Below are 23,840 nucleotides of genomic sequence, written 5' to 3'. Positions count from 1 at the left end.
ACTTTTGGCGGCCGATGGAAGTGAAGGAGTGGACTCGCCCGTTTGAAGGGAGGCCACGCAGCACCCCCGAAAACAAGGCGCGAGGAGGATGGCATGAGGAGCGTGGACGAACTCACTGCGGCCGAGCTGCTGGACGGCCTGCCGTCCAGGGTACACGAGGTCTACGCGCCGTTCGTGCGGGACATCCCGGATCATCCGGCCTTCGTGGAAGGGGGGCGTTCGTGGAGCTACCGGCAATTCTCGGAAGCTGTCGACGCCGTAGCGAAGGATCTTTCCAATTTGGGGATCAGGCCGGGCGATCGCGTGATGATTGCGAGCGAGAACAGCGTGGCCCTGGGAGCGATGCTCTTCGCGGCGAGCAAGCTCGATGCTTGGGGCATTGCGGTTAATCCCCGCCTATCAGCCAGGGAGATCGACCTGATCAGCACGCACAGCGGCGCCAGGCGTGTGCTGTTCAACTCGGCACTTTCGAAGGAAGCCGCCGATCACGCCAGCCGCGTCGGTGCTAAAATCGGCGCCGTGGGGCCATTCGGTGGAATCGGTATTGGTCCACTCAATGCGGATGCGCAAGCGGAGCCCGTCGAGAAAGATGGCGCCCGCCAGGTCGCTGGCCTCTTGTACACCTCGGGCACGACCGGTGCTCCGAAGGGAGTCATGCTGAGCCACCGCAATCTGCTCTTTACCGCAAGGACTTCAGGAATTCTTCGCCAAAGCGGTCCAGCCGACCGCATCTACGGCGTGCTGCCGATGTCCCACATCGTCGGGTATTCGATCCTGCTGATCGCCACGCTGATGCACGGCGGCACATTGTATGTTGTGGCCAAGGCCGATCCCGCCGCGCTGGCCCATGCCATAGCCGAGGAGGGGATTACGAGCCTGTTCGGTGTTCCCGCCACATATCAGCGTCTGCTCGAACACAAGGCGGTCAAGGGCATCCAACGACTCGAGCGAGGCAAGCTGCGGATCATAGCCGTCGCTGGCGCTCCGCTCGACCTCGATCTGAAGAAGCGGATCGAGGACGAATTCGGAATCCCGCTATTGAACAATTACGGCATAACCGAATGTTCGCCGGGCCTGTCGGGTGTCCGTTCCGAACACCCAGTCTCGGACGAGTCAGTCGGCCCCTTTCTTCCCGGTATTGAGCACCGGATCGTGGACAGGCAGGGCAAGGAGGTGGTGACCGGCGACGTGGGCGAATTGCACGTCCGAGGTCCCAACGTGATGCTTGGTTACTATCGCTCTCCCGAGCAGACGGCCGCGGCGATCGATGACCAGGGATGGTTCAACACAGGAGATCTCGCCCGCGTGAACGGCGAGGGCCATCTCTACATCGCAGGCCGCACCAAAGAACTCATCATCCGCTCCGGCTTCAACGTTTACCCCGCCGAGGTGGAGGCGGTGCTGAACGCGCACGACCAAGTCGTTCAATCGGCCGTGGTCGGGCGGACCGTCGATGGCAATGAGGAGGTCGTCGCGTTCGTGCAGCTTCTCCCCGGCGCCAGCGTCAGCGCCGAAGAGCTGAAGTCATACACGGCCCAGCAGCTCACTTCGTACAAGCGGCCGACTCAATTGATCGTGCTCGATGCTCTGCCCTCAGCCTCCACCGGTAAGATACTCAAACACAAGCTGCGAGAGATGGCGATCGAACGGGCGGCGGGAAACACGTCCGATGCCGCAGCCGCGGGACGGACCGCGTTCGCGGCGCTGAGCTGAGCGATGATCCAGAACTAAACTTCGAAGCAGGGCGCACCGCCAATGAATAGCCGGTTATCCGAATCGTTTGTAGCCGAACCCTCGGCGGCCGTTCCAAGCTGGCAGGCAAAGAACAATCGGCTGCACGCCGGTCGACCGAGGAGCCTGCGTCGCGCAGCCGCCTGGAAACAAGTGGAGACCAGCAAATGAGCGAGAAAACAAAAGTCGGTCAGATCCGTACCGAGGTGCATGGGCACGTCTTCAAGATCATCATCGACAACGTGGCGAAGAAGAATTCCTTCAGTCCGCAGATGATGGCGCAGATGTCGGATGCGATGACGCTTCTCGACCGAACGGACGATTACTGGGTCGGGGTGCTCTGTGCCGAAGGCCCGGATTTCACGGCCGGGCTGGACATGCCGAAATTCTTTGGACCAAAGGCCGAGAATACCGACATCAAGCCCGGCAACATCGATGCGTTCGCGCTGAAAAGCCGGTGCCGCAAGCCAATTGTAACGGCAGTACAGGGGATCTGTTTTACGATCGGCATCGAAATGATGCTGGCTGGTGACATTGTCGTGGCGGCCGACGATGCCCGGTTCTGCCAAATGGAATCCAAACGTGGAATCGCGCCATTAGGTGGCGCCCACTTTCGCTATCTGACCCGGGCCGGCTGGGGAGATGCGATGTATCATTTGTTTCTGTGCGACGAGTTTAATGCGGCAAGAGCGCACAAAATCGGGCTTGTTCAGGAAGTCGTCGCTCCCGGCCAGCAAATCGCCCGCGCAATGGAGATTGCAAATCTGATCGCCAAGAACGCTCCGATCGGCATTCAGGTAACCAAGGAAGCCGCGCTGAAATACATCGAGGCCGGCGAGGCAGCTGCGATCGATTACATTCCCAAGATCAAGGATCGCGTTTTCAGCAGCGAAGACATGAAAGAAGGCATCCAGTCTTTCGTGGAACGCCGCTCGGCAGTGTTCCGCGGGAAATAGTAATCCCGCGGATCGCCACGTAACCGCGCAGCAGAACTTTGTCCACAAGCTTGAGGATTTGACTATGGGAAGCATCAAGAAGGCATTCGATCTCACCGGCAAGAATGCCCTTGTTACAGGCGGCTCCCGTGGCCTTGGGCTGCAGATCGCCGAGGCGCTAGGCGAGCAAGGGGCTCGGGTCTTGATTTCGTCTCGCAAGGCGCAAGACCTGGAAAAAGCCCAAGCGCACCTTGCCGGTCTCGGCATCAAGGCGGAGTGGATCGCTGCGGATAATTCCAGGGACGAAGACGTCAAGCGGCTCACTGACGAAGCGATCAAGAAGCTCGGCCGGGTGGACATTCTGGTGAATAACGCCGGCGCCACTTGGGGCGCGCCGACCGAAGATCACCCGATCGAAGCGTGGGACAAGGTGATGAATCTGAATATCCGCTCACTGTTCCTGCTCAGCCAACAGGTTGCAAAGCACTCGATGATTCCCAACAAGTATGGCCGCATTATCAACCTTGCTTCGATCGCGGGCCTGTTCGGAAGTTCCGGAGATATGCAGATGGTTGCCTACAATACAAGCAAGGGCGCCGTGGTTAATTTCACGCGGGCCCTGGCGGGTAGTTGGGGACGCTACGGAATTACGGCCAATGCACTGGCGCCCGGCTTCTTTCCGTCGAGGATGACGAAGGGCACGATCGAAGCTGTCGGGGTCGAAAAGCTCGCCGCCGGCGCGCCGCTCCGCCGCATCGGCGACGAGGACGATCTGAAAGGCGCCGCGGTTCTCTTCGCCAGCGACGCCGGCAAGCACATCACCGGTCAGATCCTTGCCGTCGATGGCGGTCTGACTTCGGTGATATCGTCTTCCTGAAGTTCTCTGTCCAGCCGCTTTCGATTTGGTGGTGATATGCGCCAATTTGCAGAATTCAGGTGTTATATGATGTAGGCAGGCTAGAGAAAATGATCGAAATCATCTCCGGGTTGGTCCCGAAGAGGTCGCCATCAGATGCGTGACAGGCCGCCGCCGGCGCAATTGCCACTACGGTCGGTTCGATCGTGCTCGCACGTGCGTCCGGTGACGAGCGGCTGTCTGACGCTCTTTTGGAAGCCGGTCGGCAGGCAGTGCGCAATCAGACCGCACCACGGAAGCCTCTCCAGCGGACCGAATCTGAGTTCCTCTTTCCGAGTGCATAGCCTCTAGGGCACTTCGGCATATCGAGCGTAAACCATTTGATGCAAACTATGACTTGCAAAATGCAAGCTGTGATGTAACCTGCATTTGCAAATCAAATGATGCGGTCGCAAGAGCCGCCGGCAAACAGGAGGCAGCTTTGTCCGAGGATGCGTTGGTGACGCGCGAACAGCGCGGCAATATTTCCGTTTTGACAATGGTTTATCGGCCGTACAACCTGCTCGGCCCCAAGCTCCTTAACGCGATCGTGGAGCAGGTGGAGGCAGCGCAACGGGCAGGCAGCCGCGCCATCGTCATCCGCAGCGGATTGCGGCATTTCTCCGCCGGCGCAGATCTGGATATCTTCGAGAAACGTGTCGAGGCAGGCAGCGCAGATCAGGGCGGTGAAAATCGGCGACTGAACGGCGTCGAATTTCTGCGCTTCATGGAGCTTCTGCCAATCCCGTTGATCGCCAGTGTTCACGGCGTTTGCCTGGGCGGCGGTCTCGAGCTTGCGCTATCTTGCGATTACATCATCGCGGCCGCTTCGGCGAAGATCGGCTCGGTCGAGGCAACGCTTGGGCTACATCCTTTGCTGGGCGGAATTCAGCGGCAAGTGCAGCGGATCGGAGCGCAGCGCGCCAAGGAAATGTCGATGCTGGCGCGGCGCTACGACGCGCCGACGCTGGAGAAGTGGGGATTGATCAATCTCACGGTGCCGGAAGAGTCGCTGGAGACGGCCACGATGGCGATAGCGGAGGAGTTTGCGCAGGGGCCCACCGTGGCACATGCTGCGACCAAGGAGCTCGCGCATATCGCCGTCAACCAGGGCGTCGTGGCCGCCGACGAGGCGATGGCAAGAGTACAGGCGCCGATTTGGGCCTCGGAAGACCTCAAGACCGGTCTTGCGTCATTCCGCAAGAACGGGCCGGGTCTCGCCAAGTTCGCGGGGCGCTGACATGAGTGGCCCATTGAGCGGAATCCGTGTTGTCGATTTCTCGCGCGTGCTGGCTGGTCCGCTGTGCGCTCGGACTTTGCAGGACCTCGGAGCCGAGGTCATCAAGGTCGAGCCGCCAAGTCCTGACGTCTCGCGCTTTGCGTTTCCGTCGACCGACGGGATGTCGGGCTACTACGCCCAGCAAAATGCCGGTAAACGCAACGTCAGCATCAATCTCAACATCCCGGGCGCCTATGAGTTGGCGCTGAAGCTCTGCGACACCGCTGACATCGTGGTCGAAAACTTTCGTGCAGGGACTCTAGGCTTCTTCGGTCTTGATTACGAGACGCTGTCCAAACGCAACCCGCGCCTGATCTATGCGTCGATCACCGGCTATGGCCAAGGCGGTCCATGGCGTAGCCGGATGGCCTATGCGCCAACCGTGCAAGCCGAGGCCGGCTTTACCGAAAACAGTGTTCGTCACTATGGCAGCGCGCTCACCGAGCCGCGTACCGATAGCCTGTCGCATGCCGACGTCTATGCCGGCTTGCAGGCCGTGATTGCGATTCTTGCCGCGCTCAACAGCCGGCAGAACACCGGGCAGGGCCAATATATCGATGTCGCGATGGCGGCGACGCTGCTCGCGGTCAACGAGCGCGCGCATGTTGACCTATCGGACGATGACATCGGGGCTGAGCCGGCAGTCCTCGGGGCCACCGATTGCTCGTTCTTTACGGGGCCGCAAGGCGAGCACTTCACCGTGGCCACTAGCATCGTCGGCAGTCGGACCTTTCCGTCGTGGCTGCGCGCCATGCGCCGCGTCGATCTGATGGAAGACCCGCGCTTCTCCAGCGCGGCCGCGCGCCGGCTGAATTTCGGGGCGCTGCACCAGATCATCCAGTCCTGGATCCTGACCTTTCCTGACATGGCCACCCTCGACGCGCAGTTCGATGAGGCCAAGATCGCGATGGGCGAGATCCGGTCGATCAAGGAGCTCACGGCATCGGAATGGAGCGATTACTGGGGCGCCGTTCAATATGTCCCTGACCGTAGCGGCGGCGAGTACCGCCTGCCGGGCCGGCCGTGGCGCTTTTCGGCAGACGAGTTGACGCCAATCGGCACGCCTGCCTTCCAGGGCGAGCATAATTACGCGGTGTTTAGCGAACTCGGCGTCAGCGAGGTGGAATTGAAACGTCTGAGTGATGCTGGAGTCCTTGTTTCGCATTCGCGCGCGGCCAACACTCCCGAAACATCGGTCGTAACCGTGACGCCAAAAGAGGATCAACAGGAAGCACAAGGCAGGAGGACAGCCTAAGGCATTTTCCGAAAGGCGGCGGTTCGATCGATACAGCCCATCGTAGTTGTACAAGTATTTTTCGTGAATTGATGATGTAGATGGATCAATTCTCAGAATTCAAACAAGATCAGGTCTCACCGCAATCGTGGACAATCATAATTGTCGGCTGGAGTGTAACTGTCGCTACGTTCGTTGCATTCTTCATTGCGGTTTCATAGCCCAGTGAATTGACATAGTCGGACCCGAAATTTCACGGGGTCATTGAGAAATCGAGACCGAGAAAGCTTATATGACAATGCGTTTTCTGAACACCGCTTTCATATTGCTGTGGCAGGCGTTGCTTTTACCCTGGACGACAGAACCGTCAATTGCGCAAAACTACCCGACAAAGCCCCTAACTGTGAAGGTGGCATTTCCGGCTGGAGGTCCAGCTGATGTTTCGATCCGCGCTGCGAACGTGGTGTTGGAGCGGCATCTCGGCAAACCGATTGTCACGGAAAATATCCCTGGAGCTAACGGTTCGATTGCTGTAACCGCCGTCTGAAGGCTCCGGCCGATGGCTATACGCTGCTCGGTACCACAGGCTCGGACTTCATGACGGCGCCTGCGACCATTTCGTCCGCGAAGTACGAACCTGAGAAGTTCAAGCTAATAGGCATTGTCGGCGATTCTGACTTCGTCCTCTTGTCGAGCAAGGCGCATTCGTTCAAAACGATCGACGAGCTAATCGACTATGTGCTTAAGCCGGGAAGTAAGGAATTGATTTTGGCACATTGGGGCGCCGGATCTTCGCCGCAGGTCGTTGGAGCCGATTTCCAGACGCGGACTGGTGCAAAATTTCTGGAGGTGCCGTACAAGGGTGCCGCGCCGCTGATCGCGGATATGCTAGGCGCTCACATCGACCTCGCGTTTGTGCCGATTGGCGGTGGAACTCTTAGTCTCATTCAGGCGGGGCAGGTCAACGCCATCGCCATCGCCAGCGCAGAGCGCAATCCGGCCCTACCGACCGTTCCGACTATTAGCGAGAGTACAAAAGTCGGTAAGTTCGAGTACAGTATCTGGTCGGCGTTGTTTGCGCCGCCGGGTACTCCGGACGATGTCATCGCGCGTTTGAATGATGCGTTAAACGTTTGGAGTTCGAGTGACGAGAACCTCGAGAGAGTCAAAGCAAACGCGTCGCGGCGAGTCGCGCCGATGGACGTTTCTCAAGCAATGAAATTCTTCAAAAGCGAGCGGGAGAAGTACCTGACGGTCCTTGGATCGCTATCTCTTAAACCGCAGTAGGGTAGCGACTTCGAAAGCACGACCGATCTCAGAAACAGCGCTGCGGCAGCGATTCGAAGTGGAACGATCCGAAGAACGTTCCCTGGACCAGGGGATTTCAGCCGTCGTTTCTCAACGAAGGAAGGGTTTACGGCCACTATCTTGCCGCGAACCACCCCAAACGGAAATTTGCAGCGTTATACCAGCACGATGATTACGGTCTCAAGCCCCGAAAACCTCGCAAGAATTAACCTCAACGCTTCTCGGAGACTGGAGCCCATGAGCACGGCACAGGCAGCCGCCTTCTTGAAGAGAGAGCAAGAAAAATTCAGCGCGATCATTCGCTCGCTCAAGCTTGAGCAGCAATAGGCTATTGCCAATAGAAAGAACGGACCATTAAGAAGCGGAAAAGACATCGTCGCCGCAACCCAGAATAGAGGTTGCGCTTGATCATTCGCGGGGCGGTCAACCGATCGATAGCGATCGAGACAGCAGAAGAGTTGACCGGGGCCTTTGGAGATACTCCCCAATTTCGATCGCTGGGTTGCCTGCAACCAGCGCCATGCACGCAGGGTTAACCGATCAGACAACTCCGGTCGGCACCCGGACGGAAGCGCGCGGCGAGAGGCCAAATTCTCCCTACGCAACAACGCGAAAGTTCGACATATCGAGCGAAATTATTAGCCTGTCGCGCAACACATCGTACTTCTTGTTGCACAAATACGCGCGACGTTTCGACGGTAGTTTGAACCCATTTACGTCAACAATATCGAGCGCATAGTTCGCAATATTCACGCCCTCGGCAACGTCGAGGGTATAGTCCTGCCGCCGCACGAGCATGTCCTCGCCAAAATAAAATTCCTGCGCACGACTATGGGTCGCAAACCTGCTCGGCAGAACCACGCGGATTCCGCGCCATACCTCGCCGTTTTCCTCGAGCGGTTCAATATCCCAGATTTGCGCCCCTTCCACCGTCAGCGAAAACGGCGAGGTCAGATAACTCCACATCGCGTAACCGCCAAAATAGCCTCGATGAAGCGGGTCCCACGGGGTGTCCAGATCATGACCGGCGAACGCCGAGCGGGGATCTAGCCGTTCCATGACGGGTTTTCCATCGAGTGTTTCGATGGCAACGCGATCCGCACAAAAGGACGACCGCTTGTCGGAAGCTTCCACAGGGGTCATGAAACAGGCCTGCTCCTGCATGTTCGCCGAGGTGCGCAACGCCCCCCGCGTTTGTTCGACCTTTCTCTTGAGCAATTCACCGCTGCTTACGACATCGGTTTCGATGATGCTGAACTGCTTCCAGCGCTCAAGTCCACCGTGCGCCTCAAGCGCCCGCTCTAACAGCTTGTTCATATCAGCCTCGGTTATGCGGAATATCGCGCTGCGTCGCTTTAAGGATGATCATCATCATGAGATGTGGATGTCAACTCGTATCGAATGATAATCATCATCGGTTTCCAAGGCGAGTGCTGCAGATCTCCGAAGCTCAGGCTCATTAGAACCGTGAAAATGTCATGGTAAAGGCTTCCAGACTCTACCGTGAACGGGGCTTTGACGTCTTTCATTGAGCGATGTCATGAAGGCAGCCGTCAGGCGGCGAATATAGAGGATCCGGAAATCAACATGCTGATGCCCGGCATCAGGTCCCGGCCCGAATGGTTTCGCTCCGGTGAAATCGATGCTGCTTTGCCGACTGGTAAGGGAGCGCTGGCAGCCGTTCGGACCGCTGATCGAGGCCGCAGCCGGCCTGTGAGCGGGAAGCCAGGTAGCGAGAAAAAGCCGGCAAACGCTCGATACCGGGCGCGATGCGCTATGCTACACTGGACAGACCTGAATCCAGTTCCAATATGGATGCGTAAGCTGGATTCGTTGCCAAGGGAAAGCGATGTCGAGTGCGAAGAAAAGCCGCCTTGCTAATAAGGAATGCTCCATGGCCCGCGCAATGGAGGTGGTCGGTGATCGCTGGTCCATCCTGATCCTGCGTGAGGCCTATTACGGTGTGAAACGCTTCGACGAGTTCGAATACTATATCGGGATCGCTCCCAATATCTTGAGCACCCGGCTGAAGAAATTCATCGATGCCGGCGTCATGGCGCGGGTGCCGCTCCCCGAACACGCCGGGCGATACGAATACGTTCTGACCGAGAAAGGACGAGATTTTTTTCCGGCCTATCTCGCGCTTAAGAAATGGGGTGACGACTGGCTGGCTGAGCCCGCAGGGCCGCAGGTCGTGTTCCGCGAACGCGCCGCCGGACGACCGGTCGAATATCCGGCATTGCGGACGAGCGGCGGCAAGCCGTTGCGGCTTGAGGACGTCGAGATCGTTGCCGGTGCAGGTGCTGTTCCATTCAACCGCAAGCGATTTGGTGGCGATGCCGCCGATCGTACGGCGGCCGGCCCCAAGGCGCCCGTTTCACGACGCAAGCGCAAATAACGCGCGCCTGGTCTCGATCCGGATCAGATTCGCGCGGTATTCCGCCGAAGCGTAGCGGTCGGAGAGGCACTCGGTGGTCTCACTTAGCAATTTTGCCGCCTGCTCGATGTTGTCCGGCGAAAGTGTCTTGCCGATCAGGAAATCGGAAGCGCGTTGGCCGGCGAAGGCGTGGTTCGCTGCACCGGTGACGCCGATGGAAATCTCGTCAACCGCCCCCTCTTGCAACCGCACGCCGACCGCGATTCCCACGACGGCAAAGCCGCTCGCGGGATGCCGGATCTTTCGATAGATGAAGTGCATGCCAGTCCTCGCCCGAGGGATATGGACGCTTACGAGAATTTCGTCCGGTTCCAGCACAGTCGAAAAGATATCGATAAAGAAGTCCCGCGCCGCCACCCTTCGGAGGCCATTCGGGCCCACGATCTCGATCTCTGCCTGCAGCGCCACCACTACCGCCGGCCAGTCAGCCGCGGGATCGGCGTTCGCGAGCGAGCCGCCGATCGTGCCGCGGTTACGCACCTGGGGATCGGCAATCAGGGTGGCTGCCCGGCGAAAGACCGGTAATTCCCTGTACAGGGGCTCGGAAGCGAACAGTTCGGCATGGGTGGCCAGTGCGCCGATCCTGATGCCGGTTTCGCTGATCTCGATTCCCTTGAGCTCGGCGATGCCGCTGATATCGACCAGCAGTTCGGGGGACGCCAACCGCAGCTTCAGCGCCGGCAGGAGGGTATGGCCGCCAGCCAGGAGCTTTGTTCCGTCGGGATCGTCGCGCAACAGATCGATCGCCTGGGCGAGCGATGACGCGCGGACATAATCGAAGGCTGCGGGGATCATTGGGCCGCTCCCATGCGTGCTTGTTGCACCGCCGCCCAGACCCGTGGCGGCGTCAGCGGCATGTCCAGATGTTTGATACCGAATGGTGACAAAGCATCAAGCACGGCATGAACCATACAAGGCGGGGCGGCAATCGAACCGCTCTCGCCGATGCCCTTGACGCCGATCGGATTGGTCGGCGAGGGAGTTTGCTGGAATAGCGATCGGATGTTCGGCACATGCTCGGCGCGCGGAACGGCATAATCGAGCAGCGAACCGGTCAGCAGCTGCCCATTGTCAGAATCGTAGCTGACCTCTTCATAGAGCGCTTGTGCGATGCCCTGCACGACGCCGCCATGGATCTGGCCGGCCGCGAGACGGGGATTGATCAGCGTGCCGACGTCGTCAACCGCGACATAGTCGAGGATATCGACGATCCCGGTTTCCGGATCGACCTCGACATAAGCGAGGTGGACGCCTGACGGCGAACCCATGCCGGTCGGGTCGTAAAACACCGTCTCATCAAGGCCCGGCGCGACGCCATCCGGCAGTTTATGCCCGACATAGGCCATGCGGGCCACCTTCGGGAAGGTTACCGGCGCGATATCGGTACCGGGCACGCTGAACGCGCCGGCCGAATAGGAAACGTCCTTCTCGTCCACTTCCAGCATGCCCGCCGCGATCTTCTTCGCCTTTGCGACAATGCGTTGGGAGGACACGTGCACGCTGGATCCGCCGACCGCCATCGAACGGGAATTGAAGGTGCCGTGGCCGGCCTGTACCTGGCGCGTGTCGCCCTGTACGATGTCAATGTCTTCAATCGGAATCTGCAACCCATCGGCAGCGATCTGCGACAACGACGTGATATGGCCTTGTCCCTGGCTCATCGAGCCCGAATAGATCGTGGCTCGTCCGCTGGAGTCGATGCTGACCCGCGCGCTTTCCCAGCCGCCCCGGTCGAATCCGCTCATGGCCAACCGGCGTGATGGTGCCATCCCGCACATATGCGTATAGGCGGCAACGCCAATGCCGCGATAGATGCCGCTTCCGCGCAAGGCTTGGCATTCGCTGCGGCGGCCTTCATAGTCGAAAGCCGCGAGCGCCTTGTCGAGCAGTCCCTGGTAATTGCCGCTGTCGTACATGACGCCCGTGCTGCCGTAGGGCCGATAGGGAAATTCCGCCGGTTGAACGAAATTCTTCCGCCGCACTTCGACCTGGTCGAGCTTGAGGTGGCGTGCCACCGCATCGATCGCGCGCTCGGCAATATAAGCGCCTTCGGGCCGCCCATAGCCGCGATAGGCATCAACCGGCACGGTATTGGTCACGACGACGCGGGAAATAGCCTCATAGTTGTCTATCTTGTAAGTTCCGGTTCCAAAGTTGATGGTATTCACGGTCGGACCGCCGCTCGCCATGTTCGACAGGTAGGCGCCGACGTTGCCGAGGGTCTCAACCTTCAGGCCGAGAATCTTGCCGTCGTTCCTGAACGCTACCTCGATATTTTCCGTATGGGCGCGACCATGGCTGGTCGATTGATGGCTCTCGGAGCGGCTCTCCCACCACTTGACCGGTGCGTCAAGTTCGCGCGCGAGATAGGGGCAGAGCAGGTCCTCCGGATACAGATGCATCTTGGCCCCGAAGCCGCCTCCGATATCGGGTGCGACCACCCGCAATTGATGCTCGGGAATACCGACCGTCTCGGCGATCCAGCGTCGGTGCATGTGGGGAACCTGACTGCCGATATAAACCGTCAAGGTGCCGTCCGGCTCAAGCGAAGCAACGATCGCGCGCGTTTCCATGCACGTGGGGATCAGGCGGTTGTTGACGACCCGCAGGCCGATGACATGATCGGCCTCGCGGGCGGCGTTCTGGTAGTCGCCGCCGCGTACTTTGTAGATCGTGGTGATATTGCCCGGAACGTTGTCATGGAGCTGCGGTGCGCCCTCCCGGATCGCGACTTCTTCATCGGTGACGGCGGGGAGCACCTCGTAATCGACGTCAATCATGCCGACGGCGTCATAGGCTTCAGCCAGCGTTTCCGCCACCACGAGTGCCACGCACTCGCCGACAAAGCGAACGCAATCGGTCGCGACAACCGGACGGAACGGTACCTTGCTGCCGGGAATGACCCAGTTCGGCACGATCGGGCCGATCTTGCCGGCGAGCGCCTTGCCGGACAATACAAGGCGCACACCCGGTGCGACTTTGGCTGCCGACAGATCGACGTTTCGGATCTTGGCGTGGGCGTGCGGCGATCGCAGTACTGCCATATGCAGCATGCCCGGCAACCTGACATCATCGACGTATCGGCCCTTGCCGGCGAGAAATTTGAAATCCTCTTGTCGTCTGAGCGGCTGACCGATAAGGCGGATCGCAGTTGTATCGTTCATGGCTGGTCGCCTTTCGATACGAGGCTTTCGATGGCGCGGACGATGTTGTGATAGCCGGTGCAGCGGCAGATGTTACCGGCGAGGCCGTGTCGGATGTCATGCTCGCTCGGATTGGGCTGGTCCCTCAATAGCTGGCGCACGCTCATCACCATGCCCGGCGTGCAGAAGCCACATTGCAGAGCGTGATGCTCATGGAACGCCGCCTGAACCGGGCTGAGTTCGGCCCCTATGTCGGTCAGGCCCTCGATCGTTGTGATCGACGCACCGTCTGCCATTACGGCCAGCACGGTGCAGGACTTGATTGCCTGTCCGTCGATCTCCACAGTGCAGGCGCCGCACTGCGAAGTATCGCAACCGACATGCGTTCCGGTGAGGCCAAGGTCTTCCCTGATCAGGTGGACCAGCAATTTTCGCGCTTCCACTGCGACGGTCTTGCGCGTGCCGTTGATCTCCAAGGTTACGACGTGACGGTTGTCGGGCTCGGGCATGCATCCTCCTGATTACGGCACGCTGGCCGCCGTACTTCTTTATGAGAGCCGGATATCGGCAATATCGATCGCGACCGCGACGCCTTCGGTGATCGCGGTGCCATCGGCTCTTCGACGATAGGCGCGCCGCCTTGTCGCGATCCTGACGCCATCAAAATCCCGGTATTGGGAAGTGCAATGCGCGGTCGGGATTCCGCCGGTTACGATTGCGCTATAGTCAACTCTCGAGATCAGGCCTTCACCGTCGATATAAAACACCTGTTCGGGACAATGCGTCGCGTCACCTTCAGCCGGCGTCGGCTCTCGCCGTGTTCGTCCCATGGCTCGATCTCTTCCGTCTTGAAGCCCGGCAGCACGAAGAGAAACGGGGTGTTGAGATAATTCCAGATCGCGTAGCCGCTGAAATAGGCGAGATGCAGATCGTCCCAGGCCGTCTCAACTGCGTGCCCTTGAAAGGAAGCGCGCGGATTTACCCGGCTCTTGATTGGCTTACCGTCCGATGTCTCGATTGCGACCGCCTCGGGCCCATAGACGCTGCGCCAGTCCGGATTCGTAAACGGCTGATAGTAAACCCGCTGGCTTTCGGTAACGGCCGTAACGCGGACCTGCTTCAGCGCATCGGGCCAGCCTTTTCTTGCCCATAGCAGGCCGGTGATCGACATATTGCCCTCGATCGTCCTGGCCGATTTCCAGCGTGTGACACCGTGAGCGTTGAGGACAAGGTCGCGCAGTTCGCTCATATCCATTGCCCTCCCGTTGTGCATTGATCAAACTCTAATAATAAGAGTTACTGGAAGGCAAGTGAATTCTTGCATGAAAATTCCCGGTCTGGCCTTGGATAGCGGGCCAGGCGAGTTTACTCTGGTAATAAGAGTTATTCGGAGGTCCACGCAGATGCGCTCGAAGAGTTTTGAGGGAATGGCTTGTTCGATCGCCGGGGTGCTCGATGCCGTCCGTCTGCAATGAACTCTACTGTCCTTCTGCTATCGCCGGGGACACACGACGCCATGATTCATAGCAGCCCACTAGTGTCCCCAGAGCCGAAGGGAAAAATAATACTTTCGCCAGAAAATGTATCGCTGTTGGAAAGAACCTCTTTTGAAAGGCCCTCGACATGCCGCAACTTCAGCAATGTCGACGTCACGATCATCTACAAAGCCGACATCGATCAGCGTGCCGTGCTGATCCGCCGTATTGCCTCGCTAAGGCAGGCTGCCCTTGCATAACAACGGAGATACCCATTTGTTTGCGTGCTTCCTGCCGTCTCAATGCTTTTCTTAAGTCAAGGTAATTGCAGAGATATCAATACCGACGAGGACAGATTCAGTATTTAGAGTTTCGTCCGGGTTTCTCCTGAACGCGCGCCGTTTGGTTGGCATCATAATCCCTTGAATGTTCTTGTACTCGGACATGTAGTGCGCGGCTGGAGCGCCACCGGCCACAAGCGTGGTATAATCCAAACGAGCGATGAGCCCGTTTTCGTCGACGTGGAATATCTGCTCCGGACAGTGAGTTCCAACCTTCTCGGGAAAAGTGATCTTCAGCCGCCGGCGTACCGTGCCTTGATCGGTCCACGGATCTATTTCCTCCGCTTTGGCACTCTCAGTGACAAACATAAATGGAGTATTCAGATAATTCCAAATTGCATACCCGGAAAAGTAAGCCAGATGCAGCCTATCCCACGTAGTCTGAAGGGTGTGTCCTTCAAACGCCTTTCTTGGATGTACACGCTCCTCAATAAGCTTCCCGTCGATTGTCTCTAGCCGAACACGATCCGGTTCGTAGATGCTTTGCACGCCTTCTTCGGTAAAGTGCGTATAGCAAGTTCGCTGTTCTTTCGTTTGCACCTTCAATTGAACATTTTTGAAGACACCGTCCCATCCCTTTCTTTTCCAGTGCTCACCATGCATCGAAAGGTTGACATCGATCGCGTTGAATTTTCGCCATCGTTCAAGAGTTCCGTGAGACTCAAGCACCAGATCTAAAAGAGCAGTCATGTTTCCTCCGGTTCGCCCTATTAGAATTAGGACCATCGCTTTCCATATCGGACTAGCTGCGGTTTCAGGCGCCCTAGAGTTCAGGGCGCCTGACCGTTGATTATCCATTAGTTGGGTTTCAGAAGGACTTTCCCGCCTTTTTGCGCATGCGCAATGGCCTGAGTTGCCTGCTCGAGCGAATAAACGCCGGCGACCGGAACGTACAGTTTGCCTTCGGCGATCAGTCGCTCGGCTGTCCGCGTGTGAGCCGCAAGCTTTTCGTGTGCATCTCGAAAGCGCGGATATCCCAGCCAAAACCCTTCCAGGGTCACCTGCTTGAAAATAATGTTCAGAGGACTCATGGCCGCGGGCTTTCCGCTGGCGCCGCCATAGGCGACCATCTTGGCGTTCGACGTTAGGCAAGACGCAACCGAGTGCGAGGAGTCGCTACCCACGCCGTCGATGCCCAGCTTAATTTTAGCATTGCCGGTCGCCGCTGCGACCTGCTTCACAACGTCGGGTCCATCGACAAGGACGACGTCAGCTCCGGCTGACTTCAGCTCATCCACGAGTTCGGGTCTGCGCACGAGGCTTACCGAGCGAAGTCCGAACTCCTGTGCAAACGCAATGACGCTGCGTCCCACACCGGAATTGCCGGCGTTCTGGATGACCCAGTCGTCCTTGCCGAGTTCGACATACTCGGTCAAGAGCAATGCCGCTGTCAGCGGATTGATCCGAAGCATTGACAGCTGTTGGGGATCGGCTTGCTCAGACAAGACGATGAGATCGGCGGCCGCGACCGTTATGGCCTGCCTCCACACTGGAAGTCCGGTCGGAATGGCGACACGATCGCCAGTCTTTACATTTTTAACCGAGGCTCCAACAGCGATAACGCGTCCAATAGCTTCGTTCCCGAGCGGCGCCGGCGGCTGTGGCCTGATCCCATACCTGCCACGGATCATCAGAAGTTCAGCGGGACTGATCGCTGAGTATTCGACTGCGACCGTGGCTTCATTTGCTGCCGGCGGTGGGGGTGGATCGCTTTCGACAACTTCAACCACCTCTGTGGGATTGCCAAACGTAGACATTTGCAAAAACTTCATTGTCCCTCCGCGAGAGCCGTATGGCTCATTCCGCCAACTAATCTCATGGGTTCGCTGACGGCTCGACACAAAACCATGCTAAGTTCGTATAATGAACTGTCGGAAATGGTTGGCGCTTGTGTTCTTTAACTCTAATAATAAGAGTGACTGGAAGGCAAGTGAATTCTTGCATGAAAATAGTCTGGCCTTGGATAGCGGGCCAGGCGAGTTTACTCTGGTAATAATAGTTATTCGGAGGTCCACGCAGATGCGCTCGAAGAGTTTTGAGGGAATGGCTTGTTCGATCGCCGGGGTGTTGGATGCCGTTGGCGATCGCTGGGCAGTCCTGATCTTGCGCGACCTGTCGCTGGGTTTGAGCAAATACGAGGATTTGAGGAAGTCGACTGATGTTACCCATGCCACCTTGTCCGACCGCCTCAAGCATCTCGAGGAAAATGAACTGATCGAGCGGCGGCAGTATCAGTCGGGTCCCGATCGTTACGAGTACCTCCTGACCCGAAAGGGCAGGGACGTCATCCTCGTCGTTCAGGCGCTTGCCCAGGTCGGGGACAAATGGGGAATTACCGGGGACGCCGGCCCCCCTCTCAAATTCATCAACAGGAACAGCGGGCGCCAGGTGAAGCTGGCGCTCGTGGATGAGAAGTCAGGCGAGGTGGTCCGCATGAGGGATGTTCGGCCTCAGGCCGGTCCAGGCGCCGACGACCTGGTGAGGTGGCGGCTGACCAAGTTCGATCAACGATGATTTCGGTGCATGGGGAAAAGCGCGACGAGATATGAGGGGTGCCTCTCCCCGGCTACAGTCTTCAGGATAGGTACTTAAGTCAATTCTATTTTAGAATTGACGTTCCCGAGAATGGGTCGTTTATTGCGATTGAAGACTCCCCAGGCAAGCGGTATCGACTTCCGCTGACTTGGACCTTGGGCCGGCTGCATTGCAGCTGGCCCTTTTTGCGAATCAGCATAGCCGTCGAAGTAAGTTCTAAAATCGAACTTATAGATTTCTCGCTCGGGCGGTAATTATTATCGCTCTTGCCGACCAACGGAGGGGAGAAACATGAGCGTTGCAGACTTCATTCGCAGCGAAGTGAACGCAAACGAGATTCTTCTGTTCATGAAGGGCACGCCGACGGCGCCGGCTTGTGGATTCTCTGCGCAAGTCGTCCGGATACTCGACCATCTCGGCGTTCCATTCAGATCGCACGATATCTACCAGTCCGAAGAGCTGCGCCAAGGTATCAAGGATTACTCGGATTGGCCGACGATTCCACAACTGTACGTTCGCGGCGAATTCGTAGGCGGCTGTGACATCGTGACGGAGATGTTCCGATCTGGGGAATTGCAGGCCCTTCTCCTGAAGCAGCCGCAAGCAGAGCAGTCCTGAGCGCACGCTGCCGCAACATCGAGATCCCCGGTTGTTCCTGTAGGCCATGTTAGCCACTGCGAAGCGCTGCGGCGGTGCTACAGATCCGAGAAGGGGTGGTCTGCCAATGCGGCATTGGTTCGCCAGGGCTGCCATGGAGGCCGATAATGGAACTGCGTCGCCTGAAATACATGTCAGTTCTGGCCGAGGAATTGCATTTTGGAAAGGCCGCCGTGCGTCTCGGCGTCGCGCAGCCGGCGCTCACGCAGCAGATTCAGGCGCTCGAGCGCGAACTCGGCGTCGAACTCTTCTATCGGACGAAAAGGTCGGTCAAGCTCACCGTCGCCGGCCGGGTCACGTTGAACGAGGCGATCAGGACCCTCCAGCAAGCCGAGAAGACTGTGCTGGTGGCGCGTCAGGCGGGCCGGGGCGAACTGGGACATATCGAAATTGGATATGTGGGTTCAGCCATCTTCACCGGCGTTCTGTCGAAAGCAATTTCCCGCTTTCGCGAAGCCAATCCTCTCGTGGAGTTTCGCCTAAACGAGATCGGGATTGTTCAGCAATTGGACGACGTCAGCAGTAGTCGGCTTGATCTTGGTATCCTGCGTCTTCCGGTGAAATCACTGCCGCCCGACCTAGCGATCGTATCGCTGCACCGCGAGCCGATCATATTGGCGATACCGCGCGGGCACCGGCTCGCGCGGCAAAAGAGCGTGACGCTAGAAGCATTGAAGTCCGAGCCGTTCGTTGCCGTCCAGATCCAGGAGGGAAGTGGTTTCAACGCGCAAGTTGCCCAGATATGCGCCAAGGGCGGATTGTCGCCGCAAATAACTCAACGCGCGGGACAATTCACGGCTCTGGCAGGTCTGGTTGCTGGCGGTCTCGGCGTGGCGTTCGTGCCGGACTCGCTTCGTCATCTGCAAATTGCCGATGTGGTGTATCGGCCGTTGGCAAAGATCAATCAGCACTCCGATCTGGCGATGGTCTATCGCAAGTTGGAGCGGGCGCCAGCGGTCATCGCTTTTGTTGATCAGTTGAGGGGATCGGCGCGTCCAGCGACCGTGAACCGCCCCTGATACGGTTTACTTATTTATTTCGCTCAAATGATTATTGGCAATTACGTCGCTCGGTTCGGTAGTCTCTTTTGAACGCCTCTAAATTCGGCGAGACAAGGGAGAATGACGAGATGCTTACGACACCGCTTCCGAGTTCTGCCTCTGCCGGGGCACTGGATTTCAAATGGCCCGCCGAAGGCGTCGCGCGTGCGCCCTATCGTCTCTTTACCGATCCGGAAATCTACAAGCTGGAGCAGGAGCGGGTTTTCAGGGGGCGTTCCTGGAATTATCTTTGTCTCGACGTCGAAATCCCGAAGGCGGGCGACTATCGCACAACGGTGATCGGCGAAACGCCAATCATCGTGACCAGGGACCATGAGGGCGAGGTCCATGCGATGGTCAACCGCTGCGCTCACAAGGGCGCGCTGGTGTGCCTCAAGAAGCAGGACAATGTCGCGAGCCTTACCTGCGTCTATCATGCCTGGAATTACGGCCTCGACGGACAATTAAAGGGCGTCGCGTTTCGTAACGGGATACGCGGACAGGGTGGGATGCCAAGCGATTTCGACGTCGCCAAGCATCGCCTTCAACCGATCCGCATCGAAAATTTCTGCGGAATTATCTTCGGAACATTTTCCAACGAGGTCGAGGACGTCGAAACCTATCTGGGTCCCGACATGGCGCAGTTCATCAAGAGAAATCTTGATCGCCCGCTTCGTGTCCTCGGCACGCACAGCCAGACTATTCACAATAACTGGAAGCTATATGCCGAAAATCTGCGCGACTCATATCACGCAACCCTGCTCCACACCTTCTATACGACCTTCAAGGTAAATCGCCTGGATATGGACGGCGGGATCATCCTGTCCGATGAGAAGTGGCACCATTTGAGCTTCGCGTGCCGCGCCAAGCTGCAAGAAGCCGCCGAGTATTCCGAGGCCAAGGTCCATTCGGCCAACTACGAATCCGCTCTCGAGGGGCCGGGGTTACTGGAGGCCTGGGAGGAATTCGACGACGGCATCACCCACAGCATCCAGACCGTTTTTCCCAACATGTGCATTCAGTTCACACTGAATTCGCTCGCCATCCGTTTTTTTGCGCCGAAGGGAGTCGACAAGACCGAGCTGTTCTGGGTTTACCTCGGCTATGATCGCGACACCGAGGAACAATCGCAAATGCGTATCATGCAGAGCAATCTGACGGGTGCGGCAGGTCTGGTCTCGCTGGAGGATGGTTGTATCAACGAATTCGTCCAGCGCGGCACCCGCAACGATCCGGAATGCTCATCTTTCATGGAAATGGGGGGGCGGGTCGCCGAATCCGAGAAGAACTCTCGTGCGACGGAGACTGCCGTCCGCGGTTTCTGGCAGGGTTACCGCGGCATCATGGGATTCTGAGGAGCAAGCCATGCCCAGCGTAATCGAAGAGCCGGTCGCGCAATCCAGTGGCGATCGATACCGCGAAGCAGCGGACCTGATTGCCGCCTATGGCCATGCAATGGACGATGGGGAGATCGATCTTTGGCCGCAGTTCTTCGTGCCGAATGGCTTGTATCTCATCACGACCAAGGAAAATCACGAGGCTGGCCTGCCTATCGGTATCATGCGGTGTGTCGGTCGTGGAATGATGATTGATCGGGTCAGGGCTTTCCATACCGCCAATATTTTCGAACCGCATACCTACAACCACATCATCGGCTATCCCACCATGTCGTATGACAAGGCGACCGGTTGCGTGACTTCGCGTTCCAACTTTCAGGTCATTCGCATCATGGAGACCGGCCGGATGGATCTGTATGCCACCGGAAAGTATCTCGATGTGATTCAAGAGGAGGGCGGTTCCTTCAAGTTCAAGGAGCGTGTCGTCGTCCTGGATTCTCGAAATGTCGATATCCTGCTCGTTGTCCCGCTCTAAATGACCACTTGCGCTCGGTCAACTCCGTGGCGTCGTTTGCCCTGACGATCCGCCCTTGTCGTTTTTGTGCCGGAGGGACGGTCGCAGTCTGGCGGCTAAAGAGGGCAAGGGTGCCGGCATGAAGGAAAATTGCGGCAAGCTCGTCTACGGAAAAAGCCCGGTGGGTTCAACTCGCGGAGTAGATCGACCAGCCACGGGAGGAGTAGCCGTGAGACGACTAGTTCTGTATTTGCTTGCCGCTTCCTTCTTACTTCAGGTAAGCGCCGCCCGAGCCGAGATATTTCCGACGCGGACTGTCCGACTCATTGTTCCGAATCCCGCGGGCGGGTCAAACGACGCGGCGGCGCGTATGCTGGCGCAGGCGCTTAGTGAGATATGGCAACAACCGGTCGTCATCGAGAACAAACCTGGCGGGGGCGGAAATATCGGTACCCAGATGGCAGCTGACGCGCCGGCTGATGGGTACACCTATCTCGTCAGTTCACCCGGTCCAATTACCATAAATCCATCGCTCTACAAGAAGCTGCCGTTTGATCCGGCGAGGGACTTCGTGCCTGTTGCCCTGTTGGCAACCGTTCCAATCGTCTTGATAGTCAACCCAAAAGTGCCCGCCTCAACGCTCAGGGAGCTTTTGGATCTGGCGAAACACGGAACCGAAGAGCTCAATTACGCTTCGTCTGGAATTGGATCGACGCACCATCTGGCGGCCGAATTATTCAAGAAGATGTCGGGCGCCAAACTAAGGCATGTGCCGTATCGGGGTGCTGCGCCGGCGATGAATGATGTTATTGCAGGCCACGTCCCCATTCTTTTCGACAACTTGCCAACCGTCATCCCGCAGGTTCAGGCCGGCACCGTGCGCGCCTTGGCCGTTGCAAGCCCCAAGCGATTGAGCTCACTTCCCGATGTGCCGACATTTGAGGAGGCGGGATTGGTTGGTTTTGAGGCATCTTCCTGGTTCGGGGTGTTGGCTCCGGCGAAAACGCCAACCGATATCTTATCCAAAGTGACTGCTGACATTGAGCGGGCTCTGTCGAGCCCGAGCGTACGAAAGAGCTTCGAAGTGACAGGCGCGGAAGTCGGTACGGTATTCGGTCCGGATTTCGGACTATTCATGAAGCATGAAAATGAAAAGTGGGGAGACGTTATCAAGAGCTCTGGCGCGACAATCATAGAGTAGACGACGCAAGTTCACCTACCTAGCCGATGTCGATGTTCTCGGCCAAAAGTGGCGAGCAGGGCATGTCCACGCGCAATTGGATGCGAGGGATTCGGCGGTTGGGAGGTCTCAGGCCCGACCGACCAGCTTCTCGCGCGCGGGTGGATCACTTTCCAATGGTGCGAAAATGAGCTCCACGGGCGGTAGCTCAAGCGGTGGATTTTGGCCTAGGAAGGTCGAAAATGCTTGATCTCTCAATGGGGATTGACTGACACTCTCTCCGCCACTGCACTGTTCTCCTTTGTCTCCGATCGTTCGAACCGACAGCAAAACAGCGAGTCACGCGACAACGGCTGATGCGGCTACGCGCGTTTTCCCATCGGCCCCACGTTTCCATCACTCCGCGGCACCAGGGACACGACTGCCGCCCTTGCGAGGTCTTCCAAGGCGGTCGCAATGTATTTCGCGTAGTGCCGCTCGATCATTTTGACTGAGGTGTTGTGCAGTTTGGCGACCTGTTGGATGGGCAAGCCCTTTCGGAGACCGCGCACGATGCTCGAGTGCCGCAAAGCATAGGGAATCACCTCCGGCATAGCCAGCCGATACTTGCCGGCGATCTGCAAGTATAGATGCAGGCGGAACACGTCTCGCCCCAACTGAGGTAGTCGAGGAGGGGCCACTTGTTGCTCACTTTCCCTGTCTCCATCCAGCATTCAGCCGGCACGCGACGTCGTTCATGTCCTCGACCGCCCGAGCCTTGTCCGGCGATCACGTTATTAGCGCCGGTCAGTCCGGAAGAGGAATGTGCTCATCCCGGTCATCGACCGGGAGATCGAAGCGCCCCTTGCCCCAGTTCTGCGCGCGCCATTCGGCTTTGGCCTCCTCGATGCGCTCCTGCGAAGACGCGACGAAATTCCACCAGATGTAGCGAGGGCCCGGAAGGGTCGCTCCGCCGAGGATCATCAGGCGCGCGCCTCTGTCGCCGGCCGCGACAGTGATCCTGTCGCCGGGACGGAAGACCATCATCCGACCTGCCTCGAAATCCTGGCCGGCGATCGAGATCGAGCCTTCGACGATGTAGATGCCCCGATCCTCGTGATCGTGCGGCATCGGCAACCGGCATCCCGCGTGGAGCTTCACGTCGGCGTAGAACGTCTCCGAGTACATTGTCGCGGGGGCCTTCTCACCATAGGCGTCCCCGAGGATCAGCCGGACCGAGACGCCGCGATCCTCGATAACCGGCAGCGCCTCCTTGCCACGATGCTCGAACATCGGTGCCATATCCTCGTGACGCTCGGGCAGCGCCAGCCAGGTCTGAATTCCGAACAGGCTGTTCGGACCGCTTCGGGCGGCCGCTGATGTGCGCTCGGAATGGGAGACACCGCGCCCGGCAACCATCCAGTTCAATTCGCCGGGACGGATGATCCGGTCTGCCCCGGTGCTGTCCCGGTGATGGAAGTCGCCGCGATATAGATAGGTGACGGTGCCGAGACCGATATGCGGATGCGGTCGGACATCGACGCCTTGCCCGGTCAACAGCTCGGCGGGGCCGGCCTGATCGAAGAAGATGAATGGCCCGACCATCTGCCGCTTGGGTGCGGGCAGCGCGCGCCGAACCTCGAAGCCGCCCAGGTCTCGAGCGCGCGGGACGATGAGCGTTTCGATCGCGTCGAGGCCAACCTCATCGGGACAGCCCGGTTCGATTGCCGGGTTCCAACTCATGCGCCTCATCCTCTCTTGGGTTTCCGGGAGGCCTCGCCCTTGCCGATGCGCATGCCCGATTTCGATCAGTCCGGACC

The 23,840-nt window shown here is 58.2% G+C and carries 23 protein-coding genes and 1 pseudogene; 15 read left to right on the top strand and 9 right to left on the bottom strand.

The window, feature by feature from the left end:
* Positions 1–93: 93 nt before the first annotated feature.
* The 7 genes from V1279_RS28155 (at position 94) to V1279_RS28125 (ending at position 7,361) form a co-directional block, all read left to right on the top strand.
* Complete coding sequence (locus V1279_RS28155; protein ID WP_334442634.1) at positions 94–1,713, top strand: class I adenylate-forming enzyme family protein; 1,620 nt, start codon at positions 94–96, stop codon at positions 1,711–1,713.
* A gap of 185 nt (positions 1,714–1,898) precedes the next feature.
* Positions 1,899–2,687, top strand: a complete 789-nt coding sequence (locus tag V1279_RS28150; protein WP_334442632.1) for a crotonase/enoyl-CoA hydratase family protein — start codon at positions 1,899–1,901, stop codon at positions 2,685–2,687.
* Between the two features lie 64 nt (positions 2,688–2,751).
* Entirely contained in the window at positions 2,752–3,543 is a 792-nt protein-coding gene (locus tag V1279_RS28145; RefSeq protein WP_334442630.1) for an SDR family oxidoreductase, read from the top strand.
* A gap of 460 nt (positions 3,544–4,003) precedes the next feature.
* A complete protein-coding gene (locus V1279_RS28140) occupies positions 4,004–4,801 on the top strand; it encodes an enoyl-CoA hydratase/isomerase family protein (RefSeq protein WP_334442627.1) in 798 nt (265 codons plus the stop codon).
* A 1-nt stretch (position 4,802) separates the two neighbouring features.
* Positions 4,803–6,095 (top strand): CaiB/BaiF CoA transferase family protein, encoded by a 1,293-nt coding sequence (locus tag V1279_RS28135; RefSeq protein WP_334442624.1) that lies wholly within the window; start codon positions 4,803–4,805, stop codon positions 6,093–6,095.
* Positions 6,096–6,366: 271 nt separating this feature from the next.
* Positions 6,367–6,621, top strand: coding sequence for a hypothetical protein (locus V1279_RS28130; RefSeq protein ID WP_334442621.1), 255 nt, complete (start codon positions 6,367–6,369; stop codon positions 6,619–6,621).
* A 50-nt stretch (positions 6,622–6,671) separates the two neighbouring features.
* Positions 6,672–7,361: a tripartite tricarboxylate transporter substrate binding protein gene (locus tag V1279_RS28125; RefSeq protein ID WP_334442618.1), complete on the top strand. Its 690-nt coding sequence runs from the start codon at positions 6,672–6,674 to the stop codon at positions 7,359–7,361.
* A 618-nt stretch (positions 7,362–7,979) separates the two neighbouring features.
* Here V1279_RS28125 and V1279_RS28120 read toward each other — a convergent pair.
* Positions 7,980–8,699: a hypothetical protein gene (locus tag V1279_RS28120; protein WP_334442615.1), complete on the bottom strand. Its 720-nt coding sequence runs from the start codon at positions 8,697–8,699 to the stop codon at positions 7,980–7,982.
* Between the two features lie 577 nt (positions 8,700–9,276).
* Here V1279_RS28120 and V1279_RS28115 point away from each other — a divergent pair.
* Positions 9,277–9,780 (top strand): winged helix-turn-helix transcriptional regulator, encoded by a 504-nt coding sequence (locus tag V1279_RS28115; RefSeq protein WP_334442613.1) that lies wholly within the window; start codon positions 9,277–9,279, stop codon positions 9,778–9,780.
* Here V1279_RS28115 and V1279_RS28110 read toward each other — a convergent pair.
* The 4 genes from V1279_RS28110 to V1279_RS28095 all read right to left on the bottom strand — a co-directional run bounded on the left by V1279_RS28110 (position 9,760) and on the right by V1279_RS28095 (position 14,211).
* A complete protein-coding gene (locus V1279_RS28110; protein ID WP_334442610.1) occupies positions 9,760–10,614 on the bottom strand; it encodes an FAD binding domain-containing protein in 855 nt (284 codons plus the stop codon). The genes V1279_RS28115 and V1279_RS28110 overlap by 21 nt on opposite strands.
* Positions 10,611–12,983 carry a xanthine dehydrogenase family protein molybdopterin-binding subunit gene (locus tag V1279_RS28105; RefSeq protein ID WP_334442608.1) on the bottom strand — a complete coding sequence of 791 codons (2,373 nt, stop codon included), beginning with the start codon at positions 12,981–12,983 and terminating at the stop codon, positions 10,611–10,613. The genes V1279_RS28110 and V1279_RS28105 overlap by 4 nt, the downstream gene beginning before the upstream one ends.
* Entirely contained in the window at positions 12,980–13,471 is a 492-nt protein-coding gene (locus tag V1279_RS28100; RefSeq protein ID WP_334442606.1) for a (2Fe-2S)-binding protein, read from the bottom strand. The genes V1279_RS28105 and V1279_RS28100 overlap by 4 nt, the downstream gene beginning before the upstream one ends.
* 230 nt (positions 13,472–13,701) lie before the next feature.
* The gene (locus V1279_RS28095) at positions 13,702–14,211 is read right to left on the bottom strand and encodes a hypothetical protein (protein WP_334442604.1); all 510 of its coding nucleotides are present in this window, start codon (positions 14,209–14,211) and stop codon (positions 13,702–13,704) included.
* A gap of 267 nt (positions 14,212–14,478) precedes the next feature.
* On the opposite strand from V1279_RS28095, the gene V1279_RS28090 reads away from it, so the two are divergent.
* Positions 14,479–14,697: a hypothetical protein gene (locus tag V1279_RS28090; RefSeq protein WP_334442602.1), complete on the top strand. Its 219-nt coding sequence runs from the start codon at positions 14,479–14,481 to the stop codon at positions 14,695–14,697.
* A gap of 51 nt (positions 14,698–14,748) precedes the next feature.
* On the opposite strand, the gene V1279_RS28085 is transcribed toward V1279_RS28090, so the two are convergent.
* Together V1279_RS28085 and V1279_RS28080 are read right to left on the bottom strand one after the other, a co-directional pair.
* Positions 14,749–15,468 (bottom strand): hypothetical protein, encoded by a 720-nt coding sequence (locus V1279_RS28085; RefSeq protein ID WP_334442600.1) that lies wholly within the window; start codon positions 15,466–15,468, stop codon positions 14,749–14,751.
* Between the two features lie 107 nt (positions 15,469–15,575).
* Positions 15,576–16,550: a zinc-dependent alcohol dehydrogenase family protein gene (locus tag V1279_RS28080; RefSeq protein ID WP_334442598.1), complete on the bottom strand. Its 975-nt coding sequence runs from the start codon at positions 16,548–16,550 to the stop codon at positions 15,576–15,578.
* A gap of 271 nt (positions 16,551–16,821) precedes the next feature.
* On the opposite strand from V1279_RS28080, the gene V1279_RS28075 reads away from it, so the two are divergent.
* The 6 genes from V1279_RS28075 to V1279_RS28050 all read left to right on the top strand — a co-directional run bounded on the left by V1279_RS28075 (position 16,822) and on the right by V1279_RS28050 (position 22,062).
* The gene (locus V1279_RS28075) at positions 16,822–17,292 is read left to right on the top strand and encodes a winged helix-turn-helix transcriptional regulator (protein WP_334442595.1); all 471 of its coding nucleotides are present in this window, start codon (positions 16,822–16,824) and stop codon (positions 17,290–17,292) included.
* Between the two features lie 312 nt (positions 17,293–17,604).
* Complete coding sequence (gene grxD, locus V1279_RS28070) at positions 17,605–17,931, top strand: Grx4 family monothiol glutaredoxin (protein WP_247829583.1); 327 nt, start codon at positions 17,605–17,607, stop codon at positions 17,929–17,931.
* A 146-nt stretch (positions 17,932–18,077) separates the two neighbouring features.
* Positions 18,078–18,989 carry a LysR substrate-binding domain-containing protein gene (locus V1279_RS28065; protein WP_334442592.1) on the top strand — a complete coding sequence of 304 codons (912 nt, stop codon included), beginning with the start codon at positions 18,078–18,080 and terminating at the stop codon, positions 18,987–18,989.
* A 110-nt stretch (positions 18,990–19,099) separates the two neighbouring features.
* Positions 19,100–20,365: an aromatic ring-hydroxylating oxygenase subunit alpha gene (locus V1279_RS28060; protein WP_334442590.1), complete on the top strand. Its 1,266-nt coding sequence runs from the start codon at positions 19,100–19,102 to the stop codon at positions 20,363–20,365.
* A 10-nt stretch (positions 20,366–20,375) separates the two neighbouring features.
* Entirely contained in the window at positions 20,376–20,882 is a 507-nt protein-coding gene (locus V1279_RS28055) for an aromatic-ring-hydroxylating dioxygenase subunit beta (RefSeq protein WP_247829580.1), read from the top strand.
* A 349-nt stretch (positions 20,883–21,231) separates the two neighbouring features.
* Positions 21,232–22,062, top strand: a complete 831-nt coding sequence (locus V1279_RS28050) for a Bug family tripartite tricarboxylate transporter substrate binding protein (RefSeq protein WP_334442584.1) — start codon at positions 21,232–21,234, stop codon at positions 22,060–22,062.
* A gap of 341 nt (positions 22,063–22,403) precedes the next feature.
* On the opposite strand, the pseudogene V1279_RS28045 reads toward V1279_RS28050, so the two are convergent.
* Positions 22,404–22,643 (bottom strand): annotated as a pseudogene (locus tag V1279_RS28045) (tyrosine-type recombinase/integrase); the annotation flags it as partial.
* A gap of 184 nt (positions 22,644–22,827) precedes the next feature.
* Positions 22,828–23,763, bottom strand: a complete 936-nt coding sequence (locus V1279_RS28040) for a pirin family protein (protein ID WP_334442581.1) — start codon at positions 23,761–23,763, stop codon at positions 22,828–22,830.
* Positions 23,764–23,840 lie beyond the last annotated feature (77 nt).

It is taken from the genome of Bradyrhizobium sp. AZCC 1610, assembly GCF_036924515.1.
GTDB lineage: Bacteria > Pseudomonadota > Alphaproteobacteria > Rhizobiales > Xanthobacteraceae > Bradyrhizobium.
This window is presented reverse-complemented; position numbering and strand designations above follow the sequence as displayed.

Excerpts from the sequence above, each read along its gene's own strand:
- V1279_RS28155 (WP_334442634.1), top strand. The coding sequence starts at position 94 with ATGAGGAGCGTGGACGAACTCACTGCGGCCGAGCTGCTGGACGGCCTG.
- V1279_RS28150 (WP_334442632.1), top strand. The coding sequence starts at position 1,899 with ATGAGCGAGAAAACAAAAGTCGGTCAGATCCGTACCGAGGTGCATGGG.
- V1279_RS28145 (WP_334442630.1), top strand. The coding sequence starts at position 2,752 with ATGGGAAGCATCAAGAAGGCATTCGATCTCACCGGCAAGAATGCCCTT.
- V1279_RS28135 (WP_334442624.1), top strand. The coding sequence starts at position 4,803 with ATGAGTGGCCCATTGAGCGGAATCCGTGTTGTCGATTTCTCGCGCGTG.
- V1279_RS28130 (WP_334442621.1), top strand. The coding sequence starts at position 6,367 with ATGACAATGCGTTTTCTGAACACCGCTTTCATATTGCTGTGGCAGGCG.
- V1279_RS28125 (WP_334442618.1), top strand. The coding sequence starts at position 6,672 with ATGACGGCGCCTGCGACCATTTCGTCCGCGAAGTACGAACCTGAGAAG.
- V1279_RS28120 (WP_334442615.1), bottom strand. The coding sequence starts at position 8,699 with ATGAACAAGCTGTTAGAGCGGGCGCTTGAGGCGCACGGTGGACTTGAG.
- V1279_RS28115 (WP_334442613.1), top strand. The coding sequence starts at position 9,277 with ATGGCCCGCGCAATGGAGGTGGTCGGTGATCGCTGGTCCATCCTGATC.
- V1279_RS28110 (WP_334442610.1), bottom strand. The coding sequence starts at position 10,614 with ATGATCCCCGCAGCCTTCGATTATGTCCGCGCGTCATCGCTCGCCCAG.
- V1279_RS28105 (WP_334442608.1), bottom strand. The coding sequence starts at position 12,983 with ATGAACGATACAACTGCGATCCGCCTTATCGGTCAGCCGCTCAGACGA.
- V1279_RS28100 (WP_334442606.1), bottom strand. The coding sequence starts at position 13,471 with ATGCCCGAGCCCGACAACCGTCACGTCGTAACCTTGGAGATCAACGGC.
- V1279_RS28095 (WP_334442604.1), bottom strand. The coding sequence starts at position 14,211 with ATGAGCGAACTGCGCGACCTTGTCCTCAACGCTCACGGTGTCACACGC.
- V1279_RS28090 (WP_334442602.1), top strand. The coding sequence starts at position 14,479 with ATGATTCATAGCAGCCCACTAGTGTCCCCAGAGCCGAAGGGAAAAATA.
- V1279_RS28085 (WP_334442600.1), bottom strand. The coding sequence starts at position 15,468 with ATGACTGCTCTTTTAGATCTGGTGCTTGAGTCTCACGGAACTCTTGAA.
- V1279_RS28080 (WP_334442598.1), bottom strand. The coding sequence starts at position 16,550 with ATGAAGTTTTTGCAAATGTCTACGTTTGGCAATCCCACAGAGGTGGTT.
- V1279_RS28075 (WP_334442595.1), top strand. The coding sequence starts at position 16,822 with ATGGCTTGTTCGATCGCCGGGGTGTTGGATGCCGTTGGCGATCGCTGG.
- grxD (WP_247829583.1), top strand. The coding sequence starts at position 17,605 with ATGAGCGTTGCAGACTTCATTCGCAGCGAAGTGAACGCAAACGAGATT.
- V1279_RS28065 (WP_334442592.1), top strand. The coding sequence starts at position 18,078 with ATGGAACTGCGTCGCCTGAAATACATGTCAGTTCTGGCCGAGGAATTG.
- V1279_RS28060 (WP_334442590.1), top strand. The coding sequence starts at position 19,100 with ATGCTTACGACACCGCTTCCGAGTTCTGCCTCTGCCGGGGCACTGGAT.
- V1279_RS28055 (WP_247829580.1), top strand. The coding sequence starts at position 20,376 with ATGCCCAGCGTAATCGAAGAGCCGGTCGCGCAATCCAGTGGCGATCGA.
- V1279_RS28050 (WP_334442584.1), top strand. The coding sequence starts at position 21,232 with ATGCTGGCGCAGGCGCTTAGTGAGATATGGCAACAACCGGTCGTCATC.
- V1279_RS28040 (WP_334442581.1), bottom strand. The coding sequence starts at position 23,763 with ATGAGTTGGAACCCGGCAATCGAACCGGGCTGTCCCGATGAGGTTGGC.